This is a genomic window from Arthrobacter sp. 05T420, from assembly GCF_056396305.1.
In genome coordinates this window covers 181987-206935 of record NZ_JBFTLG010000009.1, presented here as the reverse complement: position 1 = coordinate 206935, position 24949 = coordinate 181987, and the positions used below count along the sequence as shown (strand labels likewise).

The following is a 24949-nucleotide window of genomic DNA, read 5'->3' as shown; positions in this document are numbered from 1 at the left end:
GCTACCTGCACCCGGGCGACAAACCCGGCATCGGCGTCGAATTCAACGAAGAAGCCGCCGCCGCGTTCCCCTACCAGCAGGCCTACCTGCCCTACAACCGCCTCGTGGACGGCACCGTCCATGACTGGTGACCAGACCCTGACCGGTAACCAGAAGGCCGCTGCTCGTGGCCGCCACATCGTGGTGATGGGTGTCTCCGGCTGCGGCAAGACCACTATCGGCGACCTCGTGGCCCGCGAACTCGGCGTCCGCTTCCTCGACGGCGACTCCCTCCACCCGCTGGAGAACGTCGCCAAAATGGCGTCCGGAACGCCGCTGACGGACGAGGACCGCTGGCCGTGGCTTGCCACCGTGGGCGCCGAACTCGCCGCCGCGGGGCCAGCAGGGCTGGTGTTGGCCTGCTCCGCGCTCAAGCGCAGCTACCGCGACGCCATCCGCGCCCAGGCGCCGGAGACCGTCTTCCTGCACCTGCACGGCAGCCGGGACGTGCTCGGCGGCAGGATCGAAGGCCGCTCCGGCCACTTCATGCCGTCCACGTTGCTGGACTCCCAGCTCGCCACGCTCGAGCCGCTCGAAGCGGACGAAGCCGGGACCGTGGTGGACATCGCCGCCCCCGTGGAACAGGTCGTCGCCGCCGCCCTCGCCGGCCTCGCCGGTGGGCCTGCGGGGACAACGCCGGACGCCTCGTTGTCGGGAACTGGTGCCGCGCCCGCCGCCGCACCGTTCGCCGTCGACCTTCAGTCCGCGCCGTTCCACCTCGACGGCGACGCCATCGCCTGGGTGGAGTCCACCATCGACTCCATGTCCCTCGAGGAAAAGATCGGGCAGCTGTTCATCAACCACAACAACGATTACTCCCCGGAATACCTCGACGGTGTCCTGGAGCAGTACCACGTGGGCGGCATGCGGTACCGGCCGGGGCCCTCGGCCGAGGTGCAGGAACACATCCGCTACGCGCAGTCCAAGACGCGGGTGCCGCTGCTGATTGCGTCGAACCCCGAAATGGGCGGCGCCGGGAGCTGCGACGACGGGACGTTCGTCTCGACCCACCTGCAGGCGGGCTCGCACCCAGACAAGGACATCGCCCGCCAGATGGGGCGCGTTGCCGGGGTGGAGACCGCCGCGCTGGGCTGCAACTGGGCCTTCGCACCGATCGTGGACATCCACTACAACTGGCGCAACACCGTCATCTCCACCCGGGCCTTCGGCAACACCCCGGACATCGTGGTGGAACGGGCCAAGGAGTACTTCGACGGCATCAGCGAATCCCCAACCGTGTGCGCCATGAAGCATTTCCCGGGGGACGGCCTGGACGAACGCGACCAGCACGTGGTCACGTCGTACAACACGTTCGGCTATGAGCAATGGACCCGGACCTACGGGCATGTGTACCGGGAGATGATCGGCCACGGCGTGCAGTCCATCATGGCGGGGCACATCGGTGCGCCGGACCTGTCACGGCATTTCCGCCCCGGGCTGGCGGCGGAGGACATCCTGCCCGCGACCCTGGCGCCGGAACTGCTCCAGGACCTGCTCCGCGGCGAGCTCGGGTTCAACGGGCTGATCCTCACCGACGCGTCCCAGATGATCGGCCTGACCCAGGCGATGAAGCGCAGCGAGCTGGTCCCGGCCACGATTGCGGCCGGGTGCGACATGTTCCTGTTCTTCCGCAACCCGGCCGAGGACTTCGGGTACATGATGGACGGCTACAAAACCGGGGTCATCACGGACGCGCGGCTGCATGACGCCCTCCGCCGGATCCTGGGCCTGAAGGCCTCGCTCGGACTGCACAAGGCCGCGCGGGAATCCCTCGTCCCGCCGGCCGAAGCGCTGCAGCTGATCGGGAGCGCGGCGCACCGGGCGGTGGCCGCGCAGATCGCCGACAAGACCGTCACCCTGGTCAAGGACACGGCCGGCAACCTGCCCATCACGGCGGCGACGCACAAGCGCATCCGGCTCTACGGCATCTCGGGCGGCGCTGACTTCACCCGGGCGGACCCGCTGGCCTACCTGGATGTTGTCCGGGACGAGCTCGAAAAGGCCGGTTTCGAGGTCCATGTCTTCAGGACAGCCGCGCAGCGCGAGGCCGCCGGCGAGACCGGGGTGAACTTCATGTCCGTCATCTCCGAGGAAGCCACGGCGGACTACGCGCAGAAGTACGACGCCGCGTTCGTGTTCGCCAATGTCAAAGGCTTCGCCCAGGAGGCGGCGATCCGGATCAAGTGGTCAACGCCCATGGCGGCCGAGATTCCCTGGTACACCACCGAAGTCCCGACCGTGTTCGTCTCGCTCAACCAGCCCAACCACCTCATAGACGTGCCTATGGTGAAGACGGCCATCCACGCCCACGCGGGCACGCCGGAGGCCATCCGGGCTGCGATTGAGAAGATCCAGGGCAAGTCGGAATTCCAGGGCACGTTCAACGAGAACGTCTTCTGCGACTCCTTCGACACCCGGCTCTGACGCGGCGTTTCCGAACGGCCGCTGCGCAAAATATCCTGCGCTACGGGAATCCCCGTAGCGCAGGATATTCTGCGCAGCGCCAACCAGAATGCGCCGCGAATTACCCCCTCCCGCGGCACCCCGCGCAGGCGTAGCGTGGGGCCATGGAGAAGACCGGATGCGCGGTGGTGGGCGGTGGACCTGCGGGGATGATGCTCGGATTGCTTCTGGCGCGGGCCGGGGTGCAGGTGACGGTGCTGGAGAAGCACGCGGATTTCCTGCGCGACTTCCGCGGCGACACCGTGCACCCGTCTACCATCCGGCTCATTGACGAACTCGGGCTCGGCCAGGAATTCCGCCGGCTGCCGCAGAGCCGCCTGAAGAATGTCGTCTTCCCGGTCCCGGGCGGGCCACCGGTGACCATGGGCGATTTCAACGCCCTGCCCCCGCCGTACAACTACATCGCCATGATGCCGCAATGGGATTTCCTGAGCTTCCTCGCCGACGCCGCAGCCCAGGAACCGGGCTTCACGCTGCTCATGAGCCACACCGCCACCTCCCTGGTCCGCAACGGAGGCCGTGTCCGCGGAGTCCGTTTCCGGACCCCCGACGGCACGCAGGATGAACTTCTTGCGGACCTCGTGGTTGCCACAGACGGCCGCCATTCCGCGTTGCGCACCGCGGCCGGGCTGGCGCCAAAAGAGTTCCCGGTGCCCTTCGACACCTGGTGGTTCCGGCTGCCCCGCTATCCCTCCGAAACGGGTGAGGTGGCCGGGCTGGTGCCGGCGTTCGGCCCCGGCGAGGCGCTGCTGGCCCTGTTCCGCAACGACTACTACCAGATGGGCTACCTCGCCGCCAAGGGCACCGACGCCCGGATCCGCGCGGAAGGCGTGGAGGCTTTCCGACGGCGGATCGCGGCGCTACGCCCGGACCTTGCAGACCGCGTTGACGCCATCGAGTCCCTCGACGATCTCCACTGGCTGGACGTGCGCCTGAACCGGCTGCACACATGGCACATCAACGGGCTGCTGTGCATCGGGGACGCGGCGCATGCGATGTCCCCGGCCGGCGGCGTCGGAATCAACCTTGCCATCCAGGACGCCGCGGCGGCTGCCGAGTACCTGGCTCCCGCACTGCTCCGGGGCCGGGTGACCACGGCAGACCTGGAGAAAGTCGAACGACGGCGGCGGCTGCCCACCGTCATCGTGCAGACCGTCCAACGGATCATGCAACGAGCGATCTTCGTCCCGATCATGACCGGGAAGCGGACAAAGTTTCCGGCCGCGGCACTTTTCCTCGCCCGGCACGTTCCGGCGATCCGCACCATCATTCCCCGCTTCATCGCCTTTGGTCCGCGCCCCGAGCATGCACCTGCCTTCGCGCGGCGCGCCCCGCAGCACAGCTAGCAGAGGGGAACACGCTGTTAGTGCGGGCCGGTAGGTCTCGCGTGGGAGATCGGGGCGCGCTGACATCTGGCCGCCCGCCGACATACAGGAAACCGGCTGGGAATCCGCGGCGGGGCGCCCACTAAACTGGGACGCATGACTGCCACCCGTGACTTCGCAGCCGACGCTGCCGCTGCCCGTGCCCGACTGCTGGAACTGATCAAGGAACTGGCCGTCGTCCGCGGCAAGGTCATCCTCTCCAGCGGCGCGGAAGCCGACTACTACATCGACCTGCGCCGCATCACCCTGCACCACGAGGCGTCCACACTGGTGGGACAGGTCATGCTCTCCCTGATGGAAGACGCCGGAATCGATTTCGAGTGCGCCGGCGGGCTCACCATGGGGGCAGACCCGGTGGGCACCGCCGTCATGCATGCCGCCGTCGACGCCGGCCGCCCGGTGGACGCGTTCGTGGTCCGCAAGGCGCAGAAGTCCTACGGCATGGGCCGCCAGGTGGAAGGCCCCTCGGTGGAGGGCCGCAAGGTCCTGGTCCTGGAGGACACCTCCACCACCGGCGGTTCCGCGCTGACCGCCGTCGAAGGCGTCCGCAAGGCCGGCGGCAACGTGGTGGCCGTCGCCGTGATCGTGGACCGCGACACGGGTGCCAAGGAAAAGATTGAAGCCGAAGCCGGTGTCCCGTACCTCTTCGCCTTCGGCAAGGACGAACTGGGCCTCAGCTGAGGCGTTCCCCCTCTGACCTGCGCGGGTGGACGGGGTAGGGGCCGTGACCTATCATTTGCTGGATACCCATCCGTTCCATTATCTGGAGAACACGCGCCATGCTCCCGTCCGAAAAGTTGCTGAACAGCGGTGTGGATCGTGGTCCGAAAGGCCAGGACACCGGGATCTCGGTGGGCACGGTTGACCAGATTCAGAACCTGATCCTGGACAGCGCGGACTTTGAAGCGTTCCTGAACGAACTCGCGCGTTTTTCCGCGCACCAGGTGGCGGGCTCCGGCGACGACGCGCTGTGCGGAATTACGCTGCTGCGGGACCGCAAGGCCGCCACGATCGGCTGGAGCAGTGACTCCGCCCGCGAAGTGGACGAGATCCAGTACTCCCTGTCCCAGGGCCCCTGCCTGACCGCCGCCAAGGAGGAACGGGAGGTCTACGTCCCGGACCTCTTCGACGAGGACCGCTGGGGCCCCGACTACGCCGCCGCCGTCGCCTCGCACGGCCTGCGCTCGGTGCTGTCGGTGCCTTTCCATCTCCAGGGCGACGCCCAGGCGGCGCTGAACCTCTACTCCGATGTCCCGCGCAAGTTCGACGGCGACGTCGCCGTCCGGGCCCGTGGCTACACCCGCGAGATCTCCCAGGCGCTGCGGCTGGCAGTCCGGTTCTCGCTGCACACGGACAGCGCCACCAACCTGCGCGCCACGCTGGAATCCCGGACCACCATCGACATGGCGATCGGGATCGTCATGGCGCAGAACCGCTGTGACCAGGAAACCGCGGTCCGGATCCTCTCCGATGCCTCCAGCAACGGCAACGTCAAGCTGCGCGATATCGCCGCCTCGCTGGTGCAGTCTGTGGGCGGAACGGCTACCCGGACGCACTACGAAGAGCCGGATCGGCGTCAGGCAGGCTGAACTGGCGGCCGCCTATGACTTGTGTGCAACCACAAGCGCGGATACGCTGAATGCGGTTGAGCCGTCGGCCATAGAGACCTTCTTTGGAGTACCTATGGACCAAACGCTGCAAGCCCATGTCAAACTCGACGTCGTTTCCGACGTCGTCCGGATTAGTGTCCGGGGGAGCCTCACGCAAGCCTCCCGCCCCTCCCTGATGCACGTTATCCAGCGGGTTCGCCGCATGGGGATCACCTCGCACATCCGGGTCGACCTCGGCCTGGCCTCCTTCGTGGAGTCATCGGCGCTGGCCGGGCTGCGCAACGACCTCAACGCGATCGACGGCGGAAGCGCCGGCTCGGAGACGGCCGGCATGCCCGCCCCCGGCGGCGTCTCACTGGACTTGACCCCGCACAGCGACGATTGCGCCGCACTGCCCACGCTGGACGTGTCCGGGGAATTCCTGGCCTCCATCGATCCCTCTGGCACCCGTCGGCTGACCCGCTTCTCCGACGACGAACTCCTCGCCGCGAGCGACTCCGTGTTCGGCCTGCTCGACGACCCCGCTGGCACGGCCCGTTCGGAACTGCTGGCGACCTACGACGCGATCAGCATGGAGATCACCCGCCGCGAGGTAGGCCGCGAGCCCGAGCCTGTGTAGTCGGCCAGCGGCGCCGCCGGCGCTCCCGGCTGCCCTTCCGTCTTCCGGATTAGTCCGGTTTCTCATCCCCGGCGGACCGTGGATACGGTAGTGATGTGCCGGCCGAGGTGGAACCGAACCATCCGCGAGGCCCCGGTACTGCCGAGGCCCGCATGCTCCGCCGCGCCGTCGAGCTTAGACGGGTTTCCCGGCGCACTTTCCTGATCGGCGCCGGGTCCGCTTCTGTGCTGGCGGCGGACATGCTGTTCACGCGGCGCGTGCAGGACGATCGGCGTGTCACCCGGATCCTCGAAGTGCCCGATGACTTCGCCGAACGGTATTACCCCCACGCCAGCTGGATCCTGTTCCCCGGCTACAAGACGGGCTGGGAAGAAGCCCTGTGGATCCTGAACGCCCTGCGCGGCTCCCTCAACAAGAGGGGCCGGCTCGCCGCCGTCGGGTATTCCAACGAGGGGCTGGACATCGACGAGGTGGTCATTGCGGTGATCGAGCACGTCCGCGCCCACAATCTCACCACCCTCTACTTCTACGGCCACAGTTTCGGCGGCATGGTGGCAACCCAGGTGGCCGCCCGGCTGCGCGAGCTGCACGGCGTCGAAGTGGCGTTCATCCTCCTCGACTCCAGTCCCGCGAGCCGGCACGACGTCCTGGACCAGAGCTGGTTTGAGGGCGTGGTGCTGTTGTACGAAAGCGGTTTCCGCTTCCCCACAGTGCTGCGCGGCGGCTACGAGCTCGGCGAGAGGATGCTGCACAAGAATGAACGCAGTTGGGGGCAAGTGGTGGACCAGACCCTGGAACAGCTCTCCCCGATCGCGCCGTCTAGCGTGCTGATCCAGTCCGAATCCGCCTACATCTACCACTTTGAGCCCAGCCGATTCGTCGGGAAGCTCGGCGGAACAAAGATGGCGTTCATCGGCAACCCCGCGGACAAGACCGTGGACTACGAGACCGCCCGGGATACCTGGTCACTAACCTATAAGGCGAATATGGCCTCGGATGACCTGCGCACTGACGGGGCGAGGCCGGAGCACGCGAGCCCGGGCTGGAGCCCGTTCGTCTACCGGCCCATCATCGACAAGCTCCAGGACGACCTCTTCCCGCTGCCGGGCGGCGGCGGGAAGATGACCGCGTTCTGAGGTCCTCCTCAGATCTGGTTCTTGAGGTCTGCCACGGAGTTCAGGATCTGGTTCGGCCGGAACGGGTACGCAGCGATGTCGTCCCGGTGGGTGATGCCGCTGAGCACCAGCACCGTGTGCAGGCCCGCTTCCATGCCGGCGATGATGTCGGTGTCCATGCGGTCGCCGATCATGGCCGTGGTTTCCGAGTGCGCGTCGATCTGGTTCATCGCCGAACGGAACATCATGGGGTTGGGCTTGCCCACAATGTACGGTTCCCGGCCTGTGGCCTTGGTGATGAGGGCCGCGATGGCGCCGGTGGCGGGCATGGGCCCGTCCTTCGAGGGCCCGGTGGCGTCCGGGTTGGTGGCGATGAAACGCGCGCCGGCCAGGATCAGGCGGATGGCCATGGTGATGGCTTCAAACGAGTAGGTGCGGGTCTCGCCGAGCACCACGAAGTCGGGGTTCTGGTCGGTGAGGATGAAGCCTGCCTCGTGGAGCGCCGTCGTGAGTCCTGCTTCGCCGATCGTGTAGGCGCGGTTCCCCGATTCCGAGCCGCGGACCTGGTCCTTGAGGAACTGGGCAGTGGCCAGGGCCGAGGTCCAGATGTTCTCCTCCGGGATTTCCAGTCCGGAGGAACTCAGCCTGGCCGCGAGGTCCCGGGGGGTGAAGATCGAGTTGTTGGTGAGCACGAGGAACCGCTTGGAAGTATCCACCCAGCGCTGGATCAGTTCCGATGCGCCCGGGATGGGCTGGTTCTCGTGGACCAGCACGCCGTCCATGTCCGTGAGCCAGCACTCGATTTCCTGGCCGCTGCGGTACACGGATGCCGATGAACGTACTTCGTCTGACTCGGTCGCCTGCTTCTCGCGCTGGTCTGCCATGGTGTCCTCCGCCGTAAGTGTGCCGCTACCTGCCACCCAGTCTAGTGTTGAAGGCGTGACTGAACCCGAAATCCCCGGCACTGCCGGCGTAGAGCCAGTGCCAGAGACTTCAGCGGCGGCAGCGGCAGAGGCAGAGGCCGCGCCCAAGGCGGAGGTCGGCGTCGGGCCCTGGGAAGGCGACCTTCCACAGGGCGAGCACTGGGACCCGGACCTCCTGGCGGACGGCGACCGGCGCAACGTGGTGGACAAATACCGCTACTGGAGGCACGAGGCGATCGTGGCAGACCTGGACTCCAAGCGCCACAACTTCCACATCGCGATCGAGAACTGGCAGCACGACCTCAACATCGGCACCGTGGTCCGGACCGCCAACGCGTTCCTCGCCAAAGAAGTCCACATCATCGGGCGACGCCGGTGGAACCGCCGCGGGGCCATGGTCACGGACCGCTACCAGCACGTCCGCCACCACCCCACCGTTGGGGACTTCGTGGCCTGGGCGCAGGCGGAGGGGCTGGCGATCATCGGGATCGACATCTTCCCGGACTCCGTCCCGCTGGAAACCTACGAACTGCCCAAGGACTGCGTCCTGGTCTTCGGCCAGGAGGGCCCGGGCCTGACTCCTGAGGTCCACGACGCGGCGCTGGACACCTTGTCGATCGAGCAGTTCGGCTCGACCCGCTCCATCAACGCAGCCTCCGCCGCCGCGATCGCGATGCACGCCTGGATCCGCCGCCACGTGTTCGGCCAGCTCCCGGGATAGGGGCTTCTTCGCTCAAACGCTGCGCGAGAAGGCACTTCACGGCAGTGTTTGCGCCTCACATTGCCGTGAAATGCCTTCTCAACGGCGTCTGCGGGCGTCACCTGTGGAAAACGCTCCCGGCGCACGGCGGAAACGGTCACAATGGGCCATGCGCCGGGCACCACTTCCCCTCCATCTGACCACCGGCTCCTTCTCGCTGCGCGCCGCCGACAACGCCGGTGTCACCCGCACCCGCACCGAAGCTCAGGATCTCGTCACGGTGTCGCGCGGGATCCGGGTGCCCGTGGACTCGGCGTCCTCAGGCGCGGCTGCCCTCCGGGCCTACACCGAGCTGGATGACGAGTCCATCCTCAGCCTCGTATCCGCGGCGCGGCTTTGGGCGGCACCTCTGCCGGGCTGTCTGGAGGAGGATTGGCGCATCCACCTTGCCCGGCGGCGGGGCCTCAGCAGGCCCCGCCGGGTCAACGTTGTAGGGCACGTGTTGACGCTCTTCCCCGACGAGGTGATGGAGCTCGACGGCGTCCGACTCACCTCGCCGGCCCGCACGTGGTTGGACCTGTCCTCAGTGCTGGGTGTGGATGATCTGGCTGTGGTCGGAGACTTCCTGGTCTGCGGGCACGGCCCGGAGTTTCCCGTCCCCCGTGACGCCTTGTGCAGCGTTGCGGAGCTGCGGGCCATGGTGGCGCGGCATCCTGGCAACAGGGGCGTGAGAAAAGCCCGCGCCGCCGTCGAACTCATTCGTGTCGGCGCTGACTCGCCGCCCGAAACGCGGCTGCGTCTGGCGCTCATCCGCGGCGGCCTGCCCGAGCCGGCCCTGAACGAGGTGGTCTGGGGTGCAGCGGGCGCCCCGGTGCTCTGGCCGGATGCCGCCTACCCCGAGTGGCGTATCGCGCTCCAGTACGAGGGCGCACACCACAATGGGCAAGACCAGTACCTGCGCGACATCCGGCGGGCGGACACTGCAGCGATCTCCGGATGGCTTGAGGTGCGGGTGTCCCGGCTGGACCTTGCGGGCGAGCATCCCACGGCGGTCAGCAAGGTCCGGGCCGCGCTGGAGAGCCGCGGCTGGCGCGCGAGATGACACTTCGCGGCAATGTTTTCGCCCAACACTGCCGCGATCTGCCTTCTGGGCGGGCGCGTGCGGATTCACGTGAGGGATAGGGCGGAGCCGCCGGGGCGCGAGTATTACACGGGCGCAGTGACCGGAGACACGGCCCCGGCGCAGGAATGACTAGGATGGTTCGTAGCCGACGAGGTTCCCTCCAGGATCACCAGCCCGTAGACGAAATTCACTTTAGGAGTCAGCATGCCCATTGCAACCCCAGAGATCTACTCCGAGATGATCGACCGCGCAAAGACGGGTGGCTTCGCCTTCCCCGCGGTCAACGTCACGTCCTCCCAGACCCTGAACGCCGCCATGCGCGGCTTCGCCGAGGCTGAGTCCGACGGCATCGTCCAGGTCTCCACCGGCGGCGCGGCTTACTGGTCCGGCGCCTCCACCAAGGACATGGTTGCCGGCTCCCTGGGCTTCGCGGCATTCGCCCGCGAGGTGGCCAAAAACTACGGCGTCAACATCGCCCTGCACACGGACCACTGCCCCAAGGACAAGCTGGACGGCTTCGTGCTCCCGCTGCTCGCTGCTTCCGAGGCCGAGGTCAAGGCCGGCCGCAACCCCTTCTTCAACTCGCACATGTGGGACGGCTCCGCCGAGACCCTGCAGGAAAACCTGCGGATCGCCCGGGAACTGCTCGAGCGCACCGCGGCCGCCAAGATGATCCTCGAAGTTGAGATCGGTACTGTAGGCGGCGAGGAAGACGGCGTCGAGAACGCCATCAATGACAAGCTCTACACCACGGTCGAGGACGCGCTGGCCACGATCGACGCGCTCGGTTCCGGCGAAAACGGCCGCTACATCACGGCGCTGACCTTCGGCAACGTGCACGGCGTGTACAAGCCGGGCGGCGTCAAGCTCCGCCCGGAGATCCTCAAGGATATCCAGGAGCAGGTGGGCGCCAAGATCGGCAAGGCCAACCCGTTCGACCTCGTGTTCCACGGCGGCTCCGGCTCCTCGGACAAGGAAATCGCGGACGCCGTCTCCTACGGCGTCATCAAGATGAACATCGACACCGACACCCAGTACGCCTACACCCGCCCGGTGGTGGACCACATGTTCCGCAACTACGACGGCGTGCTGAAGGTCGACGGCGAGGTCGGCAGCAAGAAGCTCTACGATCCCCGCGTCTGGGGCGCCTCCGCCGAGGCCGGCCTGGCCGCCCGTGTGGTCGAGGCCGCCCAGCAGCTCGGCTCCACCGGCAAGACCTTCTAGCCATGTCCGACGAGTTCCGCAAGAACCTGATGGGTCCCGAGCCCACGCTCCTGCCTGCCGAGACTGAGATCTACCAGCACCTCGCGCTTGGCCAGGAAGCCTTGGACCTCGTGGCGAAGCACCCCACGTCCTCGCTCCTGTGGGCCATCCTGGCCGAGGAGGCCTGGAACGAAGGCCGCACCATCGATTCCTACGCGTACTCGCGGGTGGGCTACCACCGCGGCCTGGATTCGCTGCGCCGCAACGGCTGGCGGGGCGTCGGGCCGATCCCGTGGGAGCACGAACCCAACCGCGGCTTCCTGCGCTCGCTCTACTCGCTGGGCCGTGCGTCCGCGGCGATCGGCGAGGCCGAGGAGCCGGAGCGGATCGAAAAGTTCCTCAAGGATTCCGATCCCGTCGCGAGGGCCGCGATCGAGTCCGAGGGCTGACCCAGGCAGCACACGACCAGGCAGCACACCCCAACGCGGGGTCACTTACAGCCCATTTCACCCCCGTGGACGGGCCGTAAGTGACCCCGCGTTGGGGTTTAACGTGCGTTGGGGTTAGCGAGCGACGGCGGGCTCCCACCTTGAGGTGGGAGCCCGCCGTCGTCAAGTGTTCAGGGCCGGGACTAGCTGGCTTTGGCCAGTCCCGTCCGGGCCATGGCATCCGCGTACGCGGTGTGCATCTCGGCCAGGTACTCTTCCTGCCGGGCAGGGGTGCCGGCGAATGCCCGGCCGCTGAGCGAGCGGACCTTGTAGGTCTTCAGGCCGCGGCGCCAGATCATGGGCACCTCGGTCTTGAGCAGCAGGTTGGCGAGGCGGTTGGCCTCGGTGCCGTGCGCCACGATCACGGACGCACGCGGGACCAGGGCGAGGAACTTCAGCAGCGGCTTGAGTCCGGCCGAGATCTGGTCCGGGGTGAACTTGCCGTTGGGCTCGTCGCCCACGTGCCACGGGTGGACGTTCCACGGCATGACGAATTCAGGACGCAGGCCCAGCTTCCACTGGATGCCCAGCATGCGGGTGGCCGCCTCGTCATCGCCGGCGGTGATGAAGCCTGACGCATCCGCCGTGCCGATGTTGGAGTACAGGCTGATGATGCGGCACTCATCGACGTCGTGCATGGGGTCCACGTAGGGGACAGCGGTGCCAGCCTTGGTTGCCTGGAGGGCATCAAGGAGCTCGTTGACGGGGGCGACGCTAGGTTCGTACCGGCGGCTCAGAAGCTCTTCGCGGAAATTTTCGGTGGCCAGGGCTGTCATATGGTGCTGGGTCTCCTGCGGGATTGGCAAAGCAGCCACGCCGGTTGCGGGCACGCCAAATATTGGGCATGCGGAGCAATGGTGTGGTGTGAAAATGTGGTGTGGACCGATTCCTAGTCGATCCCTATCAGTCTATCAAGCCCCGCGAAATGCAGTGCCGGCCCCGCCTTGCCGCCCGGTGCTGCTACCAGAGCCGCTTGGTGGCGCGGCGTGCCCCTTCGCCGAGGGCCTCCAGCTTGGCGTACGCAATTTGCGGATGCACCCGGCCGCCCAGCCCGCAATCCGTGGACGCAATGACATTCTGGCGCCCCACGAGGTCTGCGAAGCGCACGATCCGGTCGGCCACGAGGTCCGGGTGCTCCACGACGTTGGTGGCGTGCGAGACGACCCCGGGGATGATGACTTTCCCCTCGGGCAGCTTGGTGTCCTCCCAGACCCGCCATTCGTGCTCGTGCCGGACATTGGCCGCCTCGAACGAGTAGCCGCCGGCATTGATCTGCAGGACTGAGTCGACGATGTCCGCGAAGGGGATGTCCGTGGTGTGCGGGCCGTGCCAGGAACCCCAGCAGACATGCAGCCGGATCTGCTCCGGCGGAAGATCACGCAGCGCCCAGTTCGTTGCCTCGACCCGGAGCTGGATGAACTTCAGGTAGTCGGCCAGGCTCGGCTCGGGGTTGATCTGGTCCCAGCTCTCCGCCAGGGAGGGGTCGTCAAGCTGGACCGTCAGGCCGGCGTCGATGATCGCTTTGTATTCCTCGCGCATCGCGTCGGCGCAGGCATAGAGGAGTTCCTCATCGCTCCGGTAGTACTCATTGGCCACGCGGGCGCATGACCCGGGGGAGAGGGAGGCGACAAATCCTTCGGTGAGGCCGGCCGCGGCCAGGCCGGTCTTCAAATTGGCGATGTCCGAGGCCGCGAGATCCTGGCCCGTGTAGGTCAGCGGCCCGGCGATCTTCGGCTGCGTGACGGCCTTGCGGTGGGCCAAAATCCCGGAGGTGGGGTCGTTGTAGGCTTCGTCGAACGTCAGCCGGTCCCGCCGGTCGGGGAAGGAGGTCAGGACGATGTGGCCCGGGGAAGAACGGTGCACCTTCGCGTCGGCCCAGCGGTCGACGTCGGTCGGCTCCAGTCCACCGAGCCGGGAGAAGGAGTAATTCCACCAGGCACCGTAGTCCACGGAGCTGGACATCGTGTGCCCGTACTCGCCGTCATTGGGGATGTCGATACCCAGCTCCTTCTGGCGCTGGATGACGTCCACGACAGAAGTTTCGAGCAGGTCGAGGAACTCGGGCGTGATGCCGTCGGTTTCCTTGGCCTCGTTCGCGGCGATCAGCTCGATTGTGCGCGGCAACGAGCCGGCGTGGGTCACGCGGATGTGGTCGGTGTTCTGCGACATGGCGCGGTTTCCTTTCCATCGGTCCTGGCGGTAGCAGCCTGGCCGGCCATGGCGGCCGCGGTAAGCCGCTCGGGATGCTCACTCCCACTCAATTCCACTCCGGGTGGTCCCGCAAGTGGTGCCCGCTATGTGTCGAGCCTGGCCTGGTGGATGATGCAGCTATGACGAACGCCATGAAGAAGAAAGAATCGTCCGCTGCCGCCGTCGACGCCTTCGAGGGCGTGGCCGCAGACCTCGCCGGCGCGGGCGTCGCGCTGGGCCAGACCTTTGGCTCCCGGGCCCTAATGGTCAACCGCAGGGCGATGGCCTGCCTCAACGGGGATGCGATGGCCTTCAAGCTGGGCCGGAATTCGCCCCACCACGTCCGCGCCCTGGAACTCCCCGGCGCGCAGCTCTTTGATCCGTCCGGGATGGGGCGCCCCTTCAAGGACTGGGTGGAAGTGCCTGCGGCCGCCGCGGACGCGTGGCCCTCACTCGCGGAAGCCGCCCTGGCGTTCACCACGAGCTAGCTGCCACGTCCAAACAAGGACCCAAAGCGATGCCGGTGACCGTTTTCGGCTAAACTTGGGTGGTAAGAGCCCCGGAACTCTGGCGTTGGGTAAGTGCACAGCGGTAGATTCGGGGCATTCTCATGAACGGCGCTGAGCTGCCGTGACCACCTGGTCATAAAATGTAGTTCGGCCCGAACGAATGGGGGAGGATCCCATGCCAGCAATCGTGATCGTCGGAGCCCAATGGGGCGACGAAGGCAAAGGTAAGGCCACTGACCTGCTTGGTGGCCGCGTCGACTACGTCGTCAAGCCCAACGGCGGCAACAACGCCGGGCACACCGTCGTCGTAGGCGGTGAGAAGTATGAGCTCAAGCTCCTTCCGGCCGGCATCCTGAGCCCGAACGCGATTCCGATCATCGGCAACGGCTGCGTGGTGAACCTGGAAGCCCTGTTCCAGGAGATCGACGGACTGGAGGCCCGCGGCGCGGACACCTCCAAGCTGCGTGTCTCCGCCAATGCGCACCTCGTGGCGCCCTACCACCAGGTGCTGGACAAGGTCACCGAGCGTTTCCTCGGCAGCCGCGCCATCGGCACCACCGGCCGCGGCATCGGCCCGGCCTACATGGACAAGGTGGCCCGCCTCGGCATCCGCGTCCAGGACGTCTTTGACGCCTCCATCCTGCGCCAGAAGGTCGAAGGCTCGCTGCGCCAGAAGAACGAACTCCTGGTCAAGGTCTACAACCGCCGCGACATCGAGGTGGACGAGATCGTGGAGTACTTCCTGTCCTTCGCCGAGCGCCTGCGCCCGCTGGTCATCGACAGCACCTATGTCCTGAACACCGCCCTGGACGAAGGCAAGGTGGTCCTCATGGAGGGCGGCCAGGCCACGTTCCTGGACGTTGACCACGGCACGTACCCCTTCGTGACGTCCTCGAACCCGACCGCGGGCGGCGCCTCCGTGGGCTCGGGCATCGGCCCCACCCGGATCTCGCGGTCCATCGGCATCATCAAGGCCTACACCACCCGCGTGGGCGCAGGACCGTTCCCCACCGAACTGTTCGATGAGATGGGCATGTACCTGCAAAAAACCGGCGGCGAATTCGGCGTCAACACCGGCCGTCCCCGCCGCTGCGGCTGGTACGACGCCGTGTTGGCCCGCCACGCCTCCCGCGTCAACGGTTTCACGGACTACTTCGTCACCAAGCTGGACGTCCTGACGGGCATCGAGCAGATCCCGGTCTGCGTGGCCTACGACGTCGACGGCGTGCGGCACGACGAAATGCCCATGACCCAGACCGAGTTCCACCACGCCAAGCCGATTTTCGAGTACTTCGAGGGCTGGACCGAGGACATCACGGGCGCCCGCACCCTGGAGGACCTGCCGGAAAACGCCCGGAACTACGTGCTGGCCTTGGAGAAGCTCTCCGGCACGCGGTTCTCCGCGATCGGCGTCGGCCCGGACCGCGACCAGACGATCGTGGTCAACGACCTCATCAACGACTGACGCCACTGACTCACTGACGCTTCACAAACTGGCGCTTCACTAGCTGGCGCACGACGGCGGCGGGCCACCCTGGAATGGGCGGCTCGCCGCCGTCGTCGTTTAAGTTCCAGTAGCGCCGTCCCCCGCGTCGCCCGGCCACCTGCTGCGGGCTGAGGGTTGACGCCTACCGGTGTCCGACCGTGCAATGTATTGCATCTTTGTGTTCACCCAGCCGTTTCCCACCGCGAGCGAAGGACCGACGATGGCCATCACCGATTTTGAGCGCTACCCCCTGATGTTTGGACCGAGTCCCATCCACCCGCTGCCTCGGCTCAGTACGCATATGGGCGGGGCGCAGATCTGGGCGAAACGGGAGGACGTCAACAGCGGCCTCGCCTTTGGCGGGAACAAGACGCGCAAGCTCGAATACTTCGTTCCGGATGCCTTGGCGCAGGGCGCGGACACGCTTGTCTCGATTGGCGGATACCAGTCCAACCACACCCGCCAGGTTGCGGCGGTCGCCGCGAAACTCGGCCTTAAGGCCCGCCTGGTTCAGGAAAACTGGGTCGCCTGGCCGGATCCCCTGTCCGACCGCGTGGGCAACATCCTGCTCTCGCGCATCATGGGCGCCGACGTCCGGCTGGAGAGCGCGGGCTTTGACATCGGCATCCGCGGTAGCTGGGAGAACGCGATCGAAGAGGTCAAGGCGGCCGGCGGCAAGCCGTACGCGATCCCGGCCGGCGCGTCCGACCACAGGCTGGGCAGCTGGGATTCGCCAACTGGGCCTACGAGGTGGAAGAGCAGGAACGGGAACTCGGTATCTTCTTCGACACGATCATCGTCTGCACCGTCACGGGCTCCACCCACGCCGGGATGATCGCGGGTTTCGCCGGCCAGGACAAGCCGCGCCGCGTGATCGGCATCGATGCTTCGGCCACCCTGACGAAAACCCGCAACCAGGTTGAACGCATCGCCCGGAACACCGCCGAGCTGATCGGCCTGGGCAGGGAACTGCGTGACGACGAAATCAACGTCATGGAGGGTTGGGCCGGGGACAGCTATGGAATTCCCGTCGACTCCACCCTGGAAGCCATCCGCTTGGGCGCCTCGCTCGAGGCCATGATCACCGACCCCGTCTACGAGGGCAAGTCCCTGGCCGGGCTGATCGACCTCGTGAAAAGCCGGGAGATTCCGGCCGGGAGCAACGTTCTCTACGCCCACCTGGGCGGGCAGCTCGCCCTCAACGCCTACAGCGGGCTCTTCCGGTCCTCGAGGCGGTTGCGCTATCACCTTGGGTCGCTCTGAGCTCTGAGAACCACCCTAAGTGACAGCGCAACGGGTCGGATGGCAATGGGTGGGATGGCTGCGGGTTCCCTGGGGGCCCCCCGTCGTTAAGTCCCGGCACCGCCGGCCCCAAAAAAGAAATCAAGAAAATTCCGATTGGTGCGTAACCTTTCCGGCCCGCCCAGCGATTACCCCTTTGTAAGCGCCGCCGGAGTTCGGACCCCCCACCAGACCCCGGCTGGCCTTCCACCGTAAGTGCCGACCGGCGCCTTCCCCCCATTTGGTCTCCGGTCGGCCCTTTACCGCAAGCGCCGGCCGGCGCCTGCCCCCATGGGCGCCGGCCAGCCTTTTCTGGACGAGAGTGGGCTGTCGACTGCCCCCAACGAGGCCTCAGCCCGCCTTCCACCAAAAAAACAAAGGATGTATGTCTGTAATGAAGAGTGTTAGCAAGACCACCAAGATTGCTGTCGGCGCCGCCATCCTGGCAGTCGGAGGTTTCTCCGGCATCGGACTGGCCAACGCGGCCCAGATGTCCGGCACCGAGCAGGCTGAAGTGAACCACGCTACGCCCGCCACGCCAGCTGTCCCGGCCGTTCCGGCCACACCTACGCTCCCGGCAAAGCCCGCCGCGCCGGCTGTCCCCGCAGTTCCGGCGACCCCGTCGACTGATGGCTCGCCCAAAGGCCACACTAACGCCGACGCCGACGTTGACGGCACCGAGGCTGCCGGCGAAGGCTCCGTCGACGGTTCCGTTGACTCAAAGGCCGGCCCCACCGTCAAGGGCGACGCCCGCGTCAAGGGTGCTGCCGGCGAGGCACGCGCCAACGCCAACGTCAAGTCCGCAGTTCCGGCCACCCCGGCCGTCCCCGGCGCCAAGGGCGTCCCGGCAACCCCGGCTGTGCCGGCAACCCCGGCCCAGCCGTCCGTCGAACTGCCCCAGCACGACAAGCAATTTCCGGCTGTTTAGCCTCGACCCGGCACGGGTCTGACAGCAAGGAATGTGCCCTGACTCTGAAGGGCTCCGGGGTGCGGCCGCTAGACTTGCCGGGGCCGCACCCCAGCAGTAACGGAAGGACAGCCTCTTGGCACAGCAGCTAAGCGACGACGAATTGTCAGCCGCTTTAGCTGGTGACCCATCAGGTGTCAGCGCCGTGTACACGGTGATTTCCCCGGCCGTGCTGGGATACTTCCGGGCCCGGGGCGTGGACGACGCCGAGGCCCTGACCCAAGACGTGTTCGTGGACGTCCTGCCGAAACTGGCCGGCGTCAGCGGCGGCCACACGGGTCTGCGGACATTCATTTTCTCCGTCGCCCACGCCCGGCTGGTCGACTACAGGCGGCGGGCGGAACGCATGCCCCACCTGGCCGAATACGACCCCCTGAACGACGCGCGCTACTCGGCATCAGCCGAGGACGAGGTGCTCGGATCCCTGGGCGGTATCTCGGACACTCTCGCGATGCTCAATGAGGAGCAACGGGAAGTTCTGGTCCTGCGGATCGTCGCGGACCTTTCCATCGAACAGGTGGCCGGCATCATGGACAAGACGCCGGGTGCCATCAAGCAGCTTCAGCGCCGCGGGCTCAGTGCCCTGCGCGAACTCGTAACCGAAAAGGACCACGCAGCATCATGACCGGCACCCGCGACCCCCAGCAGGATGGCAGCATCCAGGCGATGCTGAGCGACTCCGGCCTCGAAGCCGCAACCGAGCTCCGGAGCGCGCTCGAACTGCTCCGTGCCGTGGCCCCGGACGCGGCTCCCGCGCCCCGCGCCGACCTCGCGGCACTGCTCGCCGCTGGATCAACTCGTTCCAATGCCCCTGTCCTAGCCACGACGATGGCGCTGCCCACGGTCGCGACGACGGCGCTGCCCGTGGTCGCGTCCGCGGAGGCTGCCGCCGATGAATCGCTGCCGGCCGGGGTCACCAGCCTCGCCGAGCGCCGCGGCCGGAAGCGTCGGCTGGCAATCGTCGGTGGCGCCGTCGTGGCTGCCATGACCCTTGGTGCCGGCGCTGTGGCGGCATCCAGCGAGGACTTCCGGCACAGCGTCAGCCAGAGCGTCAGCGTCATTTTCCAGCCCGCGGGGCCCGGTACGCCGGACCCTGAGCATGTCCAGCCGTCGCCGTCCTCGGTCCCGGCCTTCCCTGCGCCTGCCGCGACGTCCCCTGCCGGCACCCCGGAGCCGGCACCATCCAGGGCCCCGCGGTCGGCACCCACTCGTGCGGCAAAGGACGGCGACGAGGACTCGGACAAGCAGTCCGGACGCAGGCCGCGCACCACGCCGCCGGCTTTCGGGCGGGGCGGTATCCTGCCGTCGCCAGGCCAACGGCCAGGGCTGCCCGCGCCCGGCCTCCCCGGCAACGGTAACGGTAACGGCAACGGCGACGACAACGAGGATCTGCCCCGCGGTCCCGGTCGGACCATGCCAACCCTGCCCGGCGTCGTTCCGACCAAGGCCCCCTTCCACCCATAACCGCCCTTTTTAACCCTGTTGCGCTATCACTTAGGGCTGTTCTGAGCGCTCAGAACAGCCCTAATTGATAGCGCAACTGGTGGGGTGTTAGGCCAGGACCTGCCGTTTGGAGGAGATGACGCCGGTGTCGAAGCCGGCCAGGTGCAGGCCGCCGTGGAACCGGGCATGCTCAATCTTCACGCAGCGGTCCATCACGACGTCGAGCCCGGCGGCTTCGGCCTCCTTGGCCACGTCCTCATGCCACGAACCCAATTGCAGCCAGAGGGTTTTGGCGCCGACGGCGATGGCCTCGTCCAGGACGCCCGGCAGGTCACCATGCTTGCGGAACACGTCCACAATGTCCGGGCTTTCCGGCAGATCCGCCAGCGACGCGTACGTCGGCTGCCCCAGGATTTCCTTCACCACCGGGTTCACGAAGTAGATCTTGTACCGGGTGGAGGACTGCAGGTAGGTGGCCACGAAATAGCTCGCGCGCGACGGCTTGTCCGAGGCGCCCACAATCGCGATCGACTTCGCCTGCCGCAGCAGGTTCAGGCGCTCCGGCGCCGACGGGCCGGTCCAGGTCCTGGCAACTTCTGCGCTCATGCGTTCGCTCCGATCGTGCAGGCTGCTGCTTCATCATCCGGTCCGGCAGGCAGCGAGTCCGCGTGCGGCTCCACGGCCTGCTGGGACGCGGCGTCGAGCGCCTGGTCCAGGTCCCAGAGGATGTCGTCGATGTCTTCGAGCCCGATCGAGATCCGGACCAGGTCCTCGGGGACACCGGCGGACTCGAGCTGTTCGGGGCTGAGCTGCTGATGGGTGGTGGACCCGGGGTGGATGACCAGGGTCCGGGAGTCGCCCACATTGGCCAGGTGCGAGGCCAGCTGCAGGGCCTCGATGAACTTCTGGCCCGCGGCACGCCCCCCCTTGACGCCGAAGGAGAAGACCGAGCCGGGGCCCAGCGGCAGGTACTTCTTGGCCCGTTCAAAGTGCGGGTGTGAGGGCAGGCCGGAGAAGTTCACGTAGGCCACGCGCTCGTCCGCTTCAAGCCACTCAGCCACGGCCTGCGCGTTCTTCAAGTGCTCGTCGAGTCGCTGGGGGAGCGTTTCGACGCCCTGCAGCAGCTGGAACGCCGACTGCGGGGACAATGCCGGGCCGATGTCGCGCAACTGTTCGCAGCGCAGCTTGGTCAGGAACCCGTACTCGCCGAAGTTGCCCCACCAGGACACGTTTCCGTAGGACGCTACGGGCTCGGTCATCGTGGGGAAGTTGCCGTTGCCCCAGTCGAAGCGGCCGCTTTCGACGATCACGCCGCCCAGGGTGGTGCCGTGCCCGCCGAGGAACTTGGTGGCGGAGTGGATCACGATGTCCGCTCCGTGCTCGATCGGCCGCACGAGATACGGCGTGCTCAGGGTGGCGTCGACGACCAGCGGGACGCCAGCGTCGTGCGCCACCTGCGCGAGGGCCGCAAGGTCCTGGACCTCCGAGGACGGGTTGGCCACCACCTCGACAAAGATCGCTTTGGTGTTTTCCCGGACTGCCGCGGCGTAGTCCGCCGGGTCGGTGCCTGGGACGAACGTGGTGTCCACGCCGAAGCGGCGCAGCGTGACGTCCAGCTGGGTCACCGTGCCGCCGTAGAGCTGGGACGCGGCGACGATGTGGTCCCCGGCCTGGGTCAGCGCGGCGAAGGTGATGAACTCCGCCGCCATGCCCGAGGACGTCGCCACGGCGCCGATGCCGCCCTCCAGCGAGGCGATGCGCTCCTCGAACGCGGCCACGGTGGGGTTGCCGATCCGGGAGTAGATGTTGCCGTATTTCTGCAGCGCGAAGAGGTTTGCGGCGTCCTGGGTGTCCTTGAACACGAAGGAGGTGGTCTGGTAGATGGGGACGGCGCGGGCGCCGTGCTCGGCGTCGGGGGTGCCGCCGGCGTGCAGCGCGCGGGTGCGGAAACCGAACTTGCGGTCAGCCATTACGCAGCCACCTCAACGTTTGCCACCGGGGTCTGGGACAGGTCCAGCTCGACGCCGTTCTTGCGGGCCAGGTCCGCCTCGAGTTCGCGGACGATCGGCAGGATGTCCTGACCGAACGCGGCCACTTCCTCCTGGAAGTGCAGGTAGCAGGTCAGCATCAGGTTCACGCCGATCTTCTTGTACTCCACGATCCGTTCGGCGATTTGCTCCGGGGTGCCGATCAGCTGGGTCTTGAAACCGTCGTTGTACTGGATGAGGTCCTCGAAGGAGGAGTCCGACCACATGCCCTTGCCGTCCTTGGTGGACGCTCCGGCTTCCTGGACTGCGTCGCGGAAACCCTCGACCGCCGGTTTGTGCGCCTTCGCCACGATCTCCCGGAGGGTCTCGCGGGCTTCCTTCTCGGAATCCCGCGCGATGACGAAGCCGTTGAGGCCGAACTTCGGGGCGGCCAGGCCCGAGGCAGTCCCGCGCCCGGCCTCGCCTGCGGCAGCGACAACGCCGGCGATGTTCTCCTTGAACCCCTCGAGGTCCTTGCCGTTGGAGAAGTACCAGTCGGCCACGCGGCCGGCGGTGGCCTGCGCGGCTGTGGAGTTGCCGCCGAAGAAGATTTCCGGGTGGGGCCGTCCCGGCACGTCCACCGGGGCCGGGTTCAGGGTGAAGTCGGTGATGTTGTAGTACTTGCCGGACTGGCTGTATTCCTGCTCGGTCCAGAGCCCGCGGAGGACCTTGATGAATTCCTCGGTGCGGACGTAGCGCTCGTCGTGTTCGAGCCATTCGAGGCCGAAGTTCTCGAACTCCGCCTTGAGCCAGCCCGAGACGATGTTCACGGCGGCGCGGCCGTTGGAGATATGGTCCGCGGTGATGATGAACTTCGCCAGCACACCGGGGTGCCACATACCGGGGTGCACGGCTGCAATGACTTTCAGCCGCTCGGTTGCGGCCAGCAGCGCCAGGCTGAAGGACGTTGCCTCGTGCTGCTTGTCCGCGCCATATGAGGCGGCGTAACGCGTCTGGGACAGTGCGTACTCGAAGCCGGAGTTCTCGGCGATCCGGGCCAGCTTCTTGTTGTACTCGAAGTCCCAGCCGGTGCGCTGTTCGATGGTGGAGACCACCAGGCCGCCGGAGACATTGGGAACCCAGTAGGCGAACTTGAGGGGTTCGGAAAGTCGGGCGACGTTGCTGATTTCACTCATGAGTGTTCCTTTGCTTCCGGGGTATTTCGGGTGCGCAGCACATCCTGGATGTCCGCGATGGATGGTTCGTTCTGGAGCGACGTGGTGTCCCCGAGCGTGGTTCCGTCGAACAGTTGGGTCAGCAGCCGGCGCATGATCTTGCCGCTGCGGGTCTTGGGCACATCGGGAACGACGACGACGTCGCGCGGCTTCGCGATCGGCCCGATCGCCCTCGCGACGTGGGCCTTCAATGCGGACGCGATGTCCCCGGTGGCTGCCGAATCCTTCAGCACCACAAACGCGACGATCGCGTGGCCGGTCTTGGGGTCCGCGACCGGGCAGACGCCGGCCTCCACTACGTCCGGGTGGGAGACGAGCGCCGACTCGATCTCAATGGTGGAAAGCAGGTGTCCCGAGACATTGAGGGTGTCATCCACCCGCCCGAGGATCCAGATGTCGCCGTCGTCGTCGTACTTGGCGCCGTCACCGGCGAGGAACCAGCCCTGTTCGGCGTATTGGCGCCAGTACGAATCAAAGTAGCGGCGCGGGTTCCCCCAGACCGTCCGGGCGATCGCCGGGCCAGGGGAGTCCACCACGATGAAACCCTGGACGCCCGGCGGAACCATATTGCCGGCGTCGTCCACGATGCGCGTGCTGACGCCGGGCAGGGGGCGGGCCGCGCAGCCGGGCTTGAACGCGGCGTCCGTCTGGGCGGGGGAAAGGATGGTGGCGCCGGTTTCGGACTGCCACCACGTGTCCACCACCGGGGCGGTGCCGGCGCCGATGTTGGCCCGAAACCAGCGCCAGGCCTCGGGGTTGATGGCCTCGCCAACCGTGCCGAGCAGACGGATGGAGGAGAGGTTATACGTGTCCGGGACGCCGTCCGGGAACCAGCCCATAAGGGAGCGGACCAGGGTGGGCGCGGTGTAGTACTGCGTGACCCCGTAGCGTTCGATGATCTCAAAGTGCCGGCCCGGGTGCGGGGTGTTGGGGGTGCCCTCGAAGATGACCTGCGTGGCGCCGTTGGAGAGCGGGCCGTAGAGCTCGTAGGTGTGCGCGGTGACCCAGGCGAGGTCCGCCGTGCACCAGTGCACGTCCTGGTCCCGCAGCGCGGCGTCGGGGTTGCTGAACAGGTGCTCGAAGCTCCAGGACGCCTGCGTGAGGTAGCCGCCGGAGGTGTGGACCAGGCCCTTCGGCTTGCCGGTGGTGCCGGAAGTGTACATGATGAACAGCGGCGTCTCGGCGTCGAACGCCTCCGCTTCGTGGACGTCGGAGGCGGTCCCGACGGCGTCGTGCCACCACACGTCTCGGCCCGCTGTCATTGGGACGGTCCCGAGCTCCTCCGCCGGAGTGGTCCGGTTGACCACCAGGACGTGCTCGATCGCGTTGTCGCCGGAGACGGCGGCATCGGCGTTGTCCTTGACCGGCACGGCGGTGCCGCGGCGGAACTGGCCGTCGGTGGTGACCAGGAGTTTGGCGCCGGTGTCCTCCACCCGGAACCTCAAGGCTTCGGCGGAGAAACCGCCGAAGACCAGGGAATGGATGGCGCCGATGCGGGCCACGGCGAGGGTGATGATCACGGTTTCGGGGATGACCGGGAGGTAGATGACCACACGGTCGCCCTTGGTGATGCCCAGGTCCAGGAGGGCATTGGCGGCCTTGGACACCTCGCGCTGGAGTTCGGCGTAGGTCACTGCACGGCGGTCACCGGGCTCGCCCTCGAAGTGCAGGGCCACCTTGTCCCCGCGCCCCGCCGCTACATGGCGGTCGACGCAGTTGTAGGCGACATTGAGCCTGCCGCCTTCGAACCAGGTGATCTGAGGACCGGTCCCGGCCCCGACGTCGGCCGGGACGCGGCGGTGCGCGGTGTGCCAAGGCTTGCCGCCGTCCGGGGAGCCGGCGGGCAGGCCCGCCCAGTCAAGGCGGAGGGCCTGGGCTTCCCAGAACGCAACCGTCTCTGCCTGGAGGGTCCCTGCGGTGGCTGTGCCGCTGTGCCGGGGGGTGGTGCTGCGGTGACGCGCCGGTCCGTCGGTGGGGGCGCCGTGCACTGCGCCGTCCGTGGGCTCGGTCAGGGACCATCCCGACGAGCCGCGAGAGGAGCCGGGCGCGTCACGCAGCCCTGCTTCGATCGCCGTCGCGTCCGAAGTGGTTTGTGGGGATGCCTCGGACGCAGTCCGGGCAAAAGTGGGCAGGGTGGAAGAATTCTCTGGGGTCATTGCAGCACTCCATCGGTCCTGGCAGTAGCACCCTTGGTTCCTCCCGT

At 67.0% G+C, this 24949-nt stretch carries 22 protein-coding genes and 2 pseudogenes; 17 read left to right on the top strand and 7 right to left on the bottom strand.

The window, feature by feature from the left end; translation table 11 throughout:
• The 7 genes and pseudogenes from AC1DEM_RS11100 to AC1DEM_RS11070 form a co-directional block, all read left to right on the top strand.
• Positions 1 to 131 (top strand): annotated as a pseudogene (locus tag AC1DEM_RS11100) (bifunctional D-altronate/D-mannonate dehydratase); the annotation flags it as partial.
• Entirely contained in the window at positions 121 to 2463 is a 2343-nt protein-coding gene (locus AC1DEM_RS11095; protein WP_476884416.1) for a gluconokinase, GntK/IdnK-type, read from the top strand. The pseudogene AC1DEM_RS11100 and the gene AC1DEM_RS11095, both read left to right, overlap by 11 nt.
• Positions 2464 to 2606: 143 nt before the next feature.
• Complete coding sequence (locus tag AC1DEM_RS11090; protein WP_476884415.1) at positions 2607 to 3848, top strand: FAD-dependent oxidoreductase; 1242 nt, start codon at positions 2607 to 2609, stop codon at positions 3846 to 3848.
• Positions 3849 to 3983: 135 nt separating this feature from the next.
• Positions 3984 to 4568: an orotate phosphoribosyltransferase gene (gene pyrE / locus AC1DEM_RS11085; RefSeq protein ID WP_476884414.1), complete on the top strand. Its 585-nt coding sequence runs from the start codon at positions 3984 to 3986 to the stop codon at positions 4566 to 4568.
• A gap of 98 nt (positions 4569 to 4666) precedes the next feature.
• Positions 4667 to 5476 (top strand): GAF and ANTAR domain-containing protein, encoded by an 810-nt coding sequence (locus AC1DEM_RS11080; RefSeq protein WP_476884413.1) that lies wholly within the window; start codon positions 4667 to 4669, stop codon positions 5474 to 5476.
• 94 nt (positions 5477 to 5570) lie between these two features.
• Positions 5571 to 6116: a hypothetical protein gene (locus AC1DEM_RS11075; protein WP_476884412.1), complete on the top strand. Its 546-nt coding sequence runs from the start codon at positions 5571 to 5573 to the stop codon at positions 6114 to 6116.
• A 95-nt stretch (positions 6117 to 6211) separates the two neighbouring features.
• Entirely contained in the window at positions 6212 to 7252 is a 1041-nt protein-coding gene (locus tag AC1DEM_RS11070; protein WP_476884411.1) for a thioesterase domain-containing protein, read from the top strand.
• Between the two features lie 8 nt (positions 7253 to 7260).
• On the opposite strand, the gene AC1DEM_RS11065 is transcribed toward AC1DEM_RS11070, so the two are convergent.
• Positions 7261 to 8115, bottom strand: coding sequence for an HAD-IIA family hydrolase (locus AC1DEM_RS11065; RefSeq protein WP_476884410.1), 855 nt, complete (start codon positions 8113 to 8115; stop codon positions 7261 to 7263).
• 55 nt (positions 8116 to 8170) lie between these two features.
• Here AC1DEM_RS11065 and AC1DEM_RS11060 point away from each other — a divergent pair, with 55 nt between their 5' ends.
• The 4 genes from AC1DEM_RS11060 to AC1DEM_RS11045 all read left to right on the top strand — a co-directional run bounded on the left by AC1DEM_RS11060 (position 8171) and on the right by AC1DEM_RS11045 (position 11629).
• The gene (locus AC1DEM_RS11060; protein WP_476884409.1) at positions 8171 to 8875 is read left to right on the top strand and encodes a TrmH family RNA methyltransferase; all 705 of its coding nucleotides are present in this window, start codon (positions 8171 to 8173) and stop codon (positions 8873 to 8875) included.
• Between the two features lie 148 nt (positions 8876 to 9023).
• The gene (locus AC1DEM_RS11055) at positions 9024 to 9956 is read left to right on the top strand and encodes a hypothetical protein (RefSeq protein WP_476884408.1); all 933 of its coding nucleotides are present in this window, start codon (positions 9024 to 9026) and stop codon (positions 9954 to 9956) included.
• Positions 9957 to 10181: 225 nt separating this feature from the next.
• The gene (fbaA, locus tag AC1DEM_RS11050) at positions 10182 to 11201 is read left to right on the top strand and encodes a class II fructose-bisphosphate aldolase (protein WP_377984658.1); all 1020 of its coding nucleotides are present in this window, start codon (positions 10182 to 10184) and stop codon (positions 11199 to 11201) included.
• 2 nt (positions 11202 to 11203) lie between these two features.
• Entirely contained in the window at positions 11204 to 11629 is a 426-nt protein-coding gene (locus AC1DEM_RS11045) for a DUF3151 domain-containing protein (RefSeq protein WP_476884407.1), read from the top strand.
• A gap of 182 nt (positions 11630 to 11811) precedes the next feature.
• Here the strand turns inward: AC1DEM_RS11045 and AC1DEM_RS11040 are convergent, their stop codons facing one another.
• On the bottom strand, positions 11812 to 12444 hold the full coding sequence (locus tag AC1DEM_RS11040; RefSeq protein ID WP_476884419.1) for a uracil-DNA glycosylase family protein: 633 nt from the start codon (positions 12442 to 12444) through the stop codon (positions 11812 to 11814).
• A 184-nt stretch (positions 12445 to 12628) separates the two neighbouring features.
• Positions 12629 to 13837 carry a cobalamin-independent methionine synthase II family protein gene (locus AC1DEM_RS11035; RefSeq protein WP_476884406.1) on the bottom strand — a complete coding sequence of 403 codons (1209 nt, stop codon included), beginning with the start codon at positions 13835 to 13837 and terminating at the stop codon, positions 12629 to 12631.
• Between the two features lie 161 nt (positions 13838 to 13998).
• Between AC1DEM_RS11035 and AC1DEM_RS11030 the strand changes: the two genes are divergently transcribed.
• The 6 genes and pseudogenes from AC1DEM_RS11030 to AC1DEM_RS11005 all read left to right on the top strand — a co-directional run bounded on the left by AC1DEM_RS11030 (position 13999) and on the right by AC1DEM_RS11005 (position 19565).
• Positions 13999 to 14346 carry a hypothetical protein gene (locus AC1DEM_RS11030; RefSeq protein ID WP_476884405.1) on the top strand — a complete coding sequence of 116 codons (348 nt, stop codon included), beginning with the start codon at positions 13999 to 14001 and terminating at the stop codon, positions 14344 to 14346.
• A gap of 196 nt (positions 14347 to 14542) precedes the next feature.
• Positions 14543 to 15832: an adenylosuccinate synthase gene (locus tag AC1DEM_RS11025; protein ID WP_018776133.1), complete on the top strand. Its 1290-nt coding sequence runs from the start codon at positions 14543 to 14545 to the stop codon at positions 15830 to 15832.
• A 241-nt stretch (positions 15833 to 16073) separates the two neighbouring features.
• Positions 16074 to 17116 (top strand): annotated as a pseudogene (locus AC1DEM_RS11020) (1-aminocyclopropane-1-carboxylate deaminase).
• Between the two features lie 412 nt (positions 17117 to 17528).
• The gene (locus AC1DEM_RS11015; RefSeq protein WP_476884404.1) at positions 17529 to 18062 is read left to right on the top strand and encodes a hypothetical protein; all 534 of its coding nucleotides are present in this window, start codon (positions 17529 to 17531) and stop codon (positions 18060 to 18062) included.
• Between the two features lie 115 nt (positions 18063 to 18177).
• Positions 18178 to 18726, top strand: coding sequence for an RNA polymerase sigma factor (locus AC1DEM_RS11010; RefSeq protein ID WP_476884403.1), 549 nt, complete (start codon positions 18178 to 18180; stop codon positions 18724 to 18726).
• Positions 18723 to 19565 (top strand): hypothetical protein, encoded by an 843-nt coding sequence (locus AC1DEM_RS11005; protein ID WP_476884402.1) that lies wholly within the window; start codon positions 18723 to 18725, stop codon positions 19563 to 19565. The genes AC1DEM_RS11010 and AC1DEM_RS11005 overlap by 4 nt, the downstream gene beginning before the upstream one ends.
• Before the next feature lie 87 nt (positions 19566 to 19652).
• On the opposite strand, the gene AC1DEM_RS11000 is transcribed toward AC1DEM_RS11005, so the two are convergent.
• Genes AC1DEM_RS11000 through acs form a run of 4 tightly spaced genes read right to left on the bottom strand, consistent with a single transcriptional unit; the run spans position 19653 to position 24902 of the window.
• A complete protein-coding gene (locus AC1DEM_RS11000) occupies positions 19653 to 20150 on the bottom strand; it encodes a CoA-binding protein (RefSeq protein ID WP_476884401.1) in 498 nt (165 codons plus the stop codon).
• Complete coding sequence (locus tag AC1DEM_RS10995) at positions 20147 to 21514, bottom strand: O-acetylhomoserine aminocarboxypropyltransferase/cysteine synthase family protein (RefSeq protein WP_476884400.1); 1368 nt, start codon at positions 21512 to 21514, stop codon at positions 20147 to 20149. Before AC1DEM_RS10995 ends, AC1DEM_RS11000 begins: the two co-directional genes overlap by 4 nt.
• On the bottom strand, positions 21514 to 22707 hold the full coding sequence (sfnG, locus tag AC1DEM_RS10990; protein ID WP_476884399.1) for a dimethylsulfone monooxygenase SfnG: 1194 nt from the start codon (positions 22705 to 22707) through the stop codon (positions 21514 to 21516). Before sfnG ends, AC1DEM_RS10995 begins: the two co-directional genes overlap by 1 nt.
• Positions 22704 to 24902, bottom strand: coding sequence for an acetate--CoA ligase (gene acs, locus AC1DEM_RS10985; RefSeq protein ID WP_476884398.1), 2199 nt, complete (start codon positions 24900 to 24902; stop codon positions 22704 to 22706). Before acs ends, sfnG begins: the two co-directional genes overlap by 4 nt.
• Positions 24903 to 24949 lie beyond the last annotated feature (47 nt).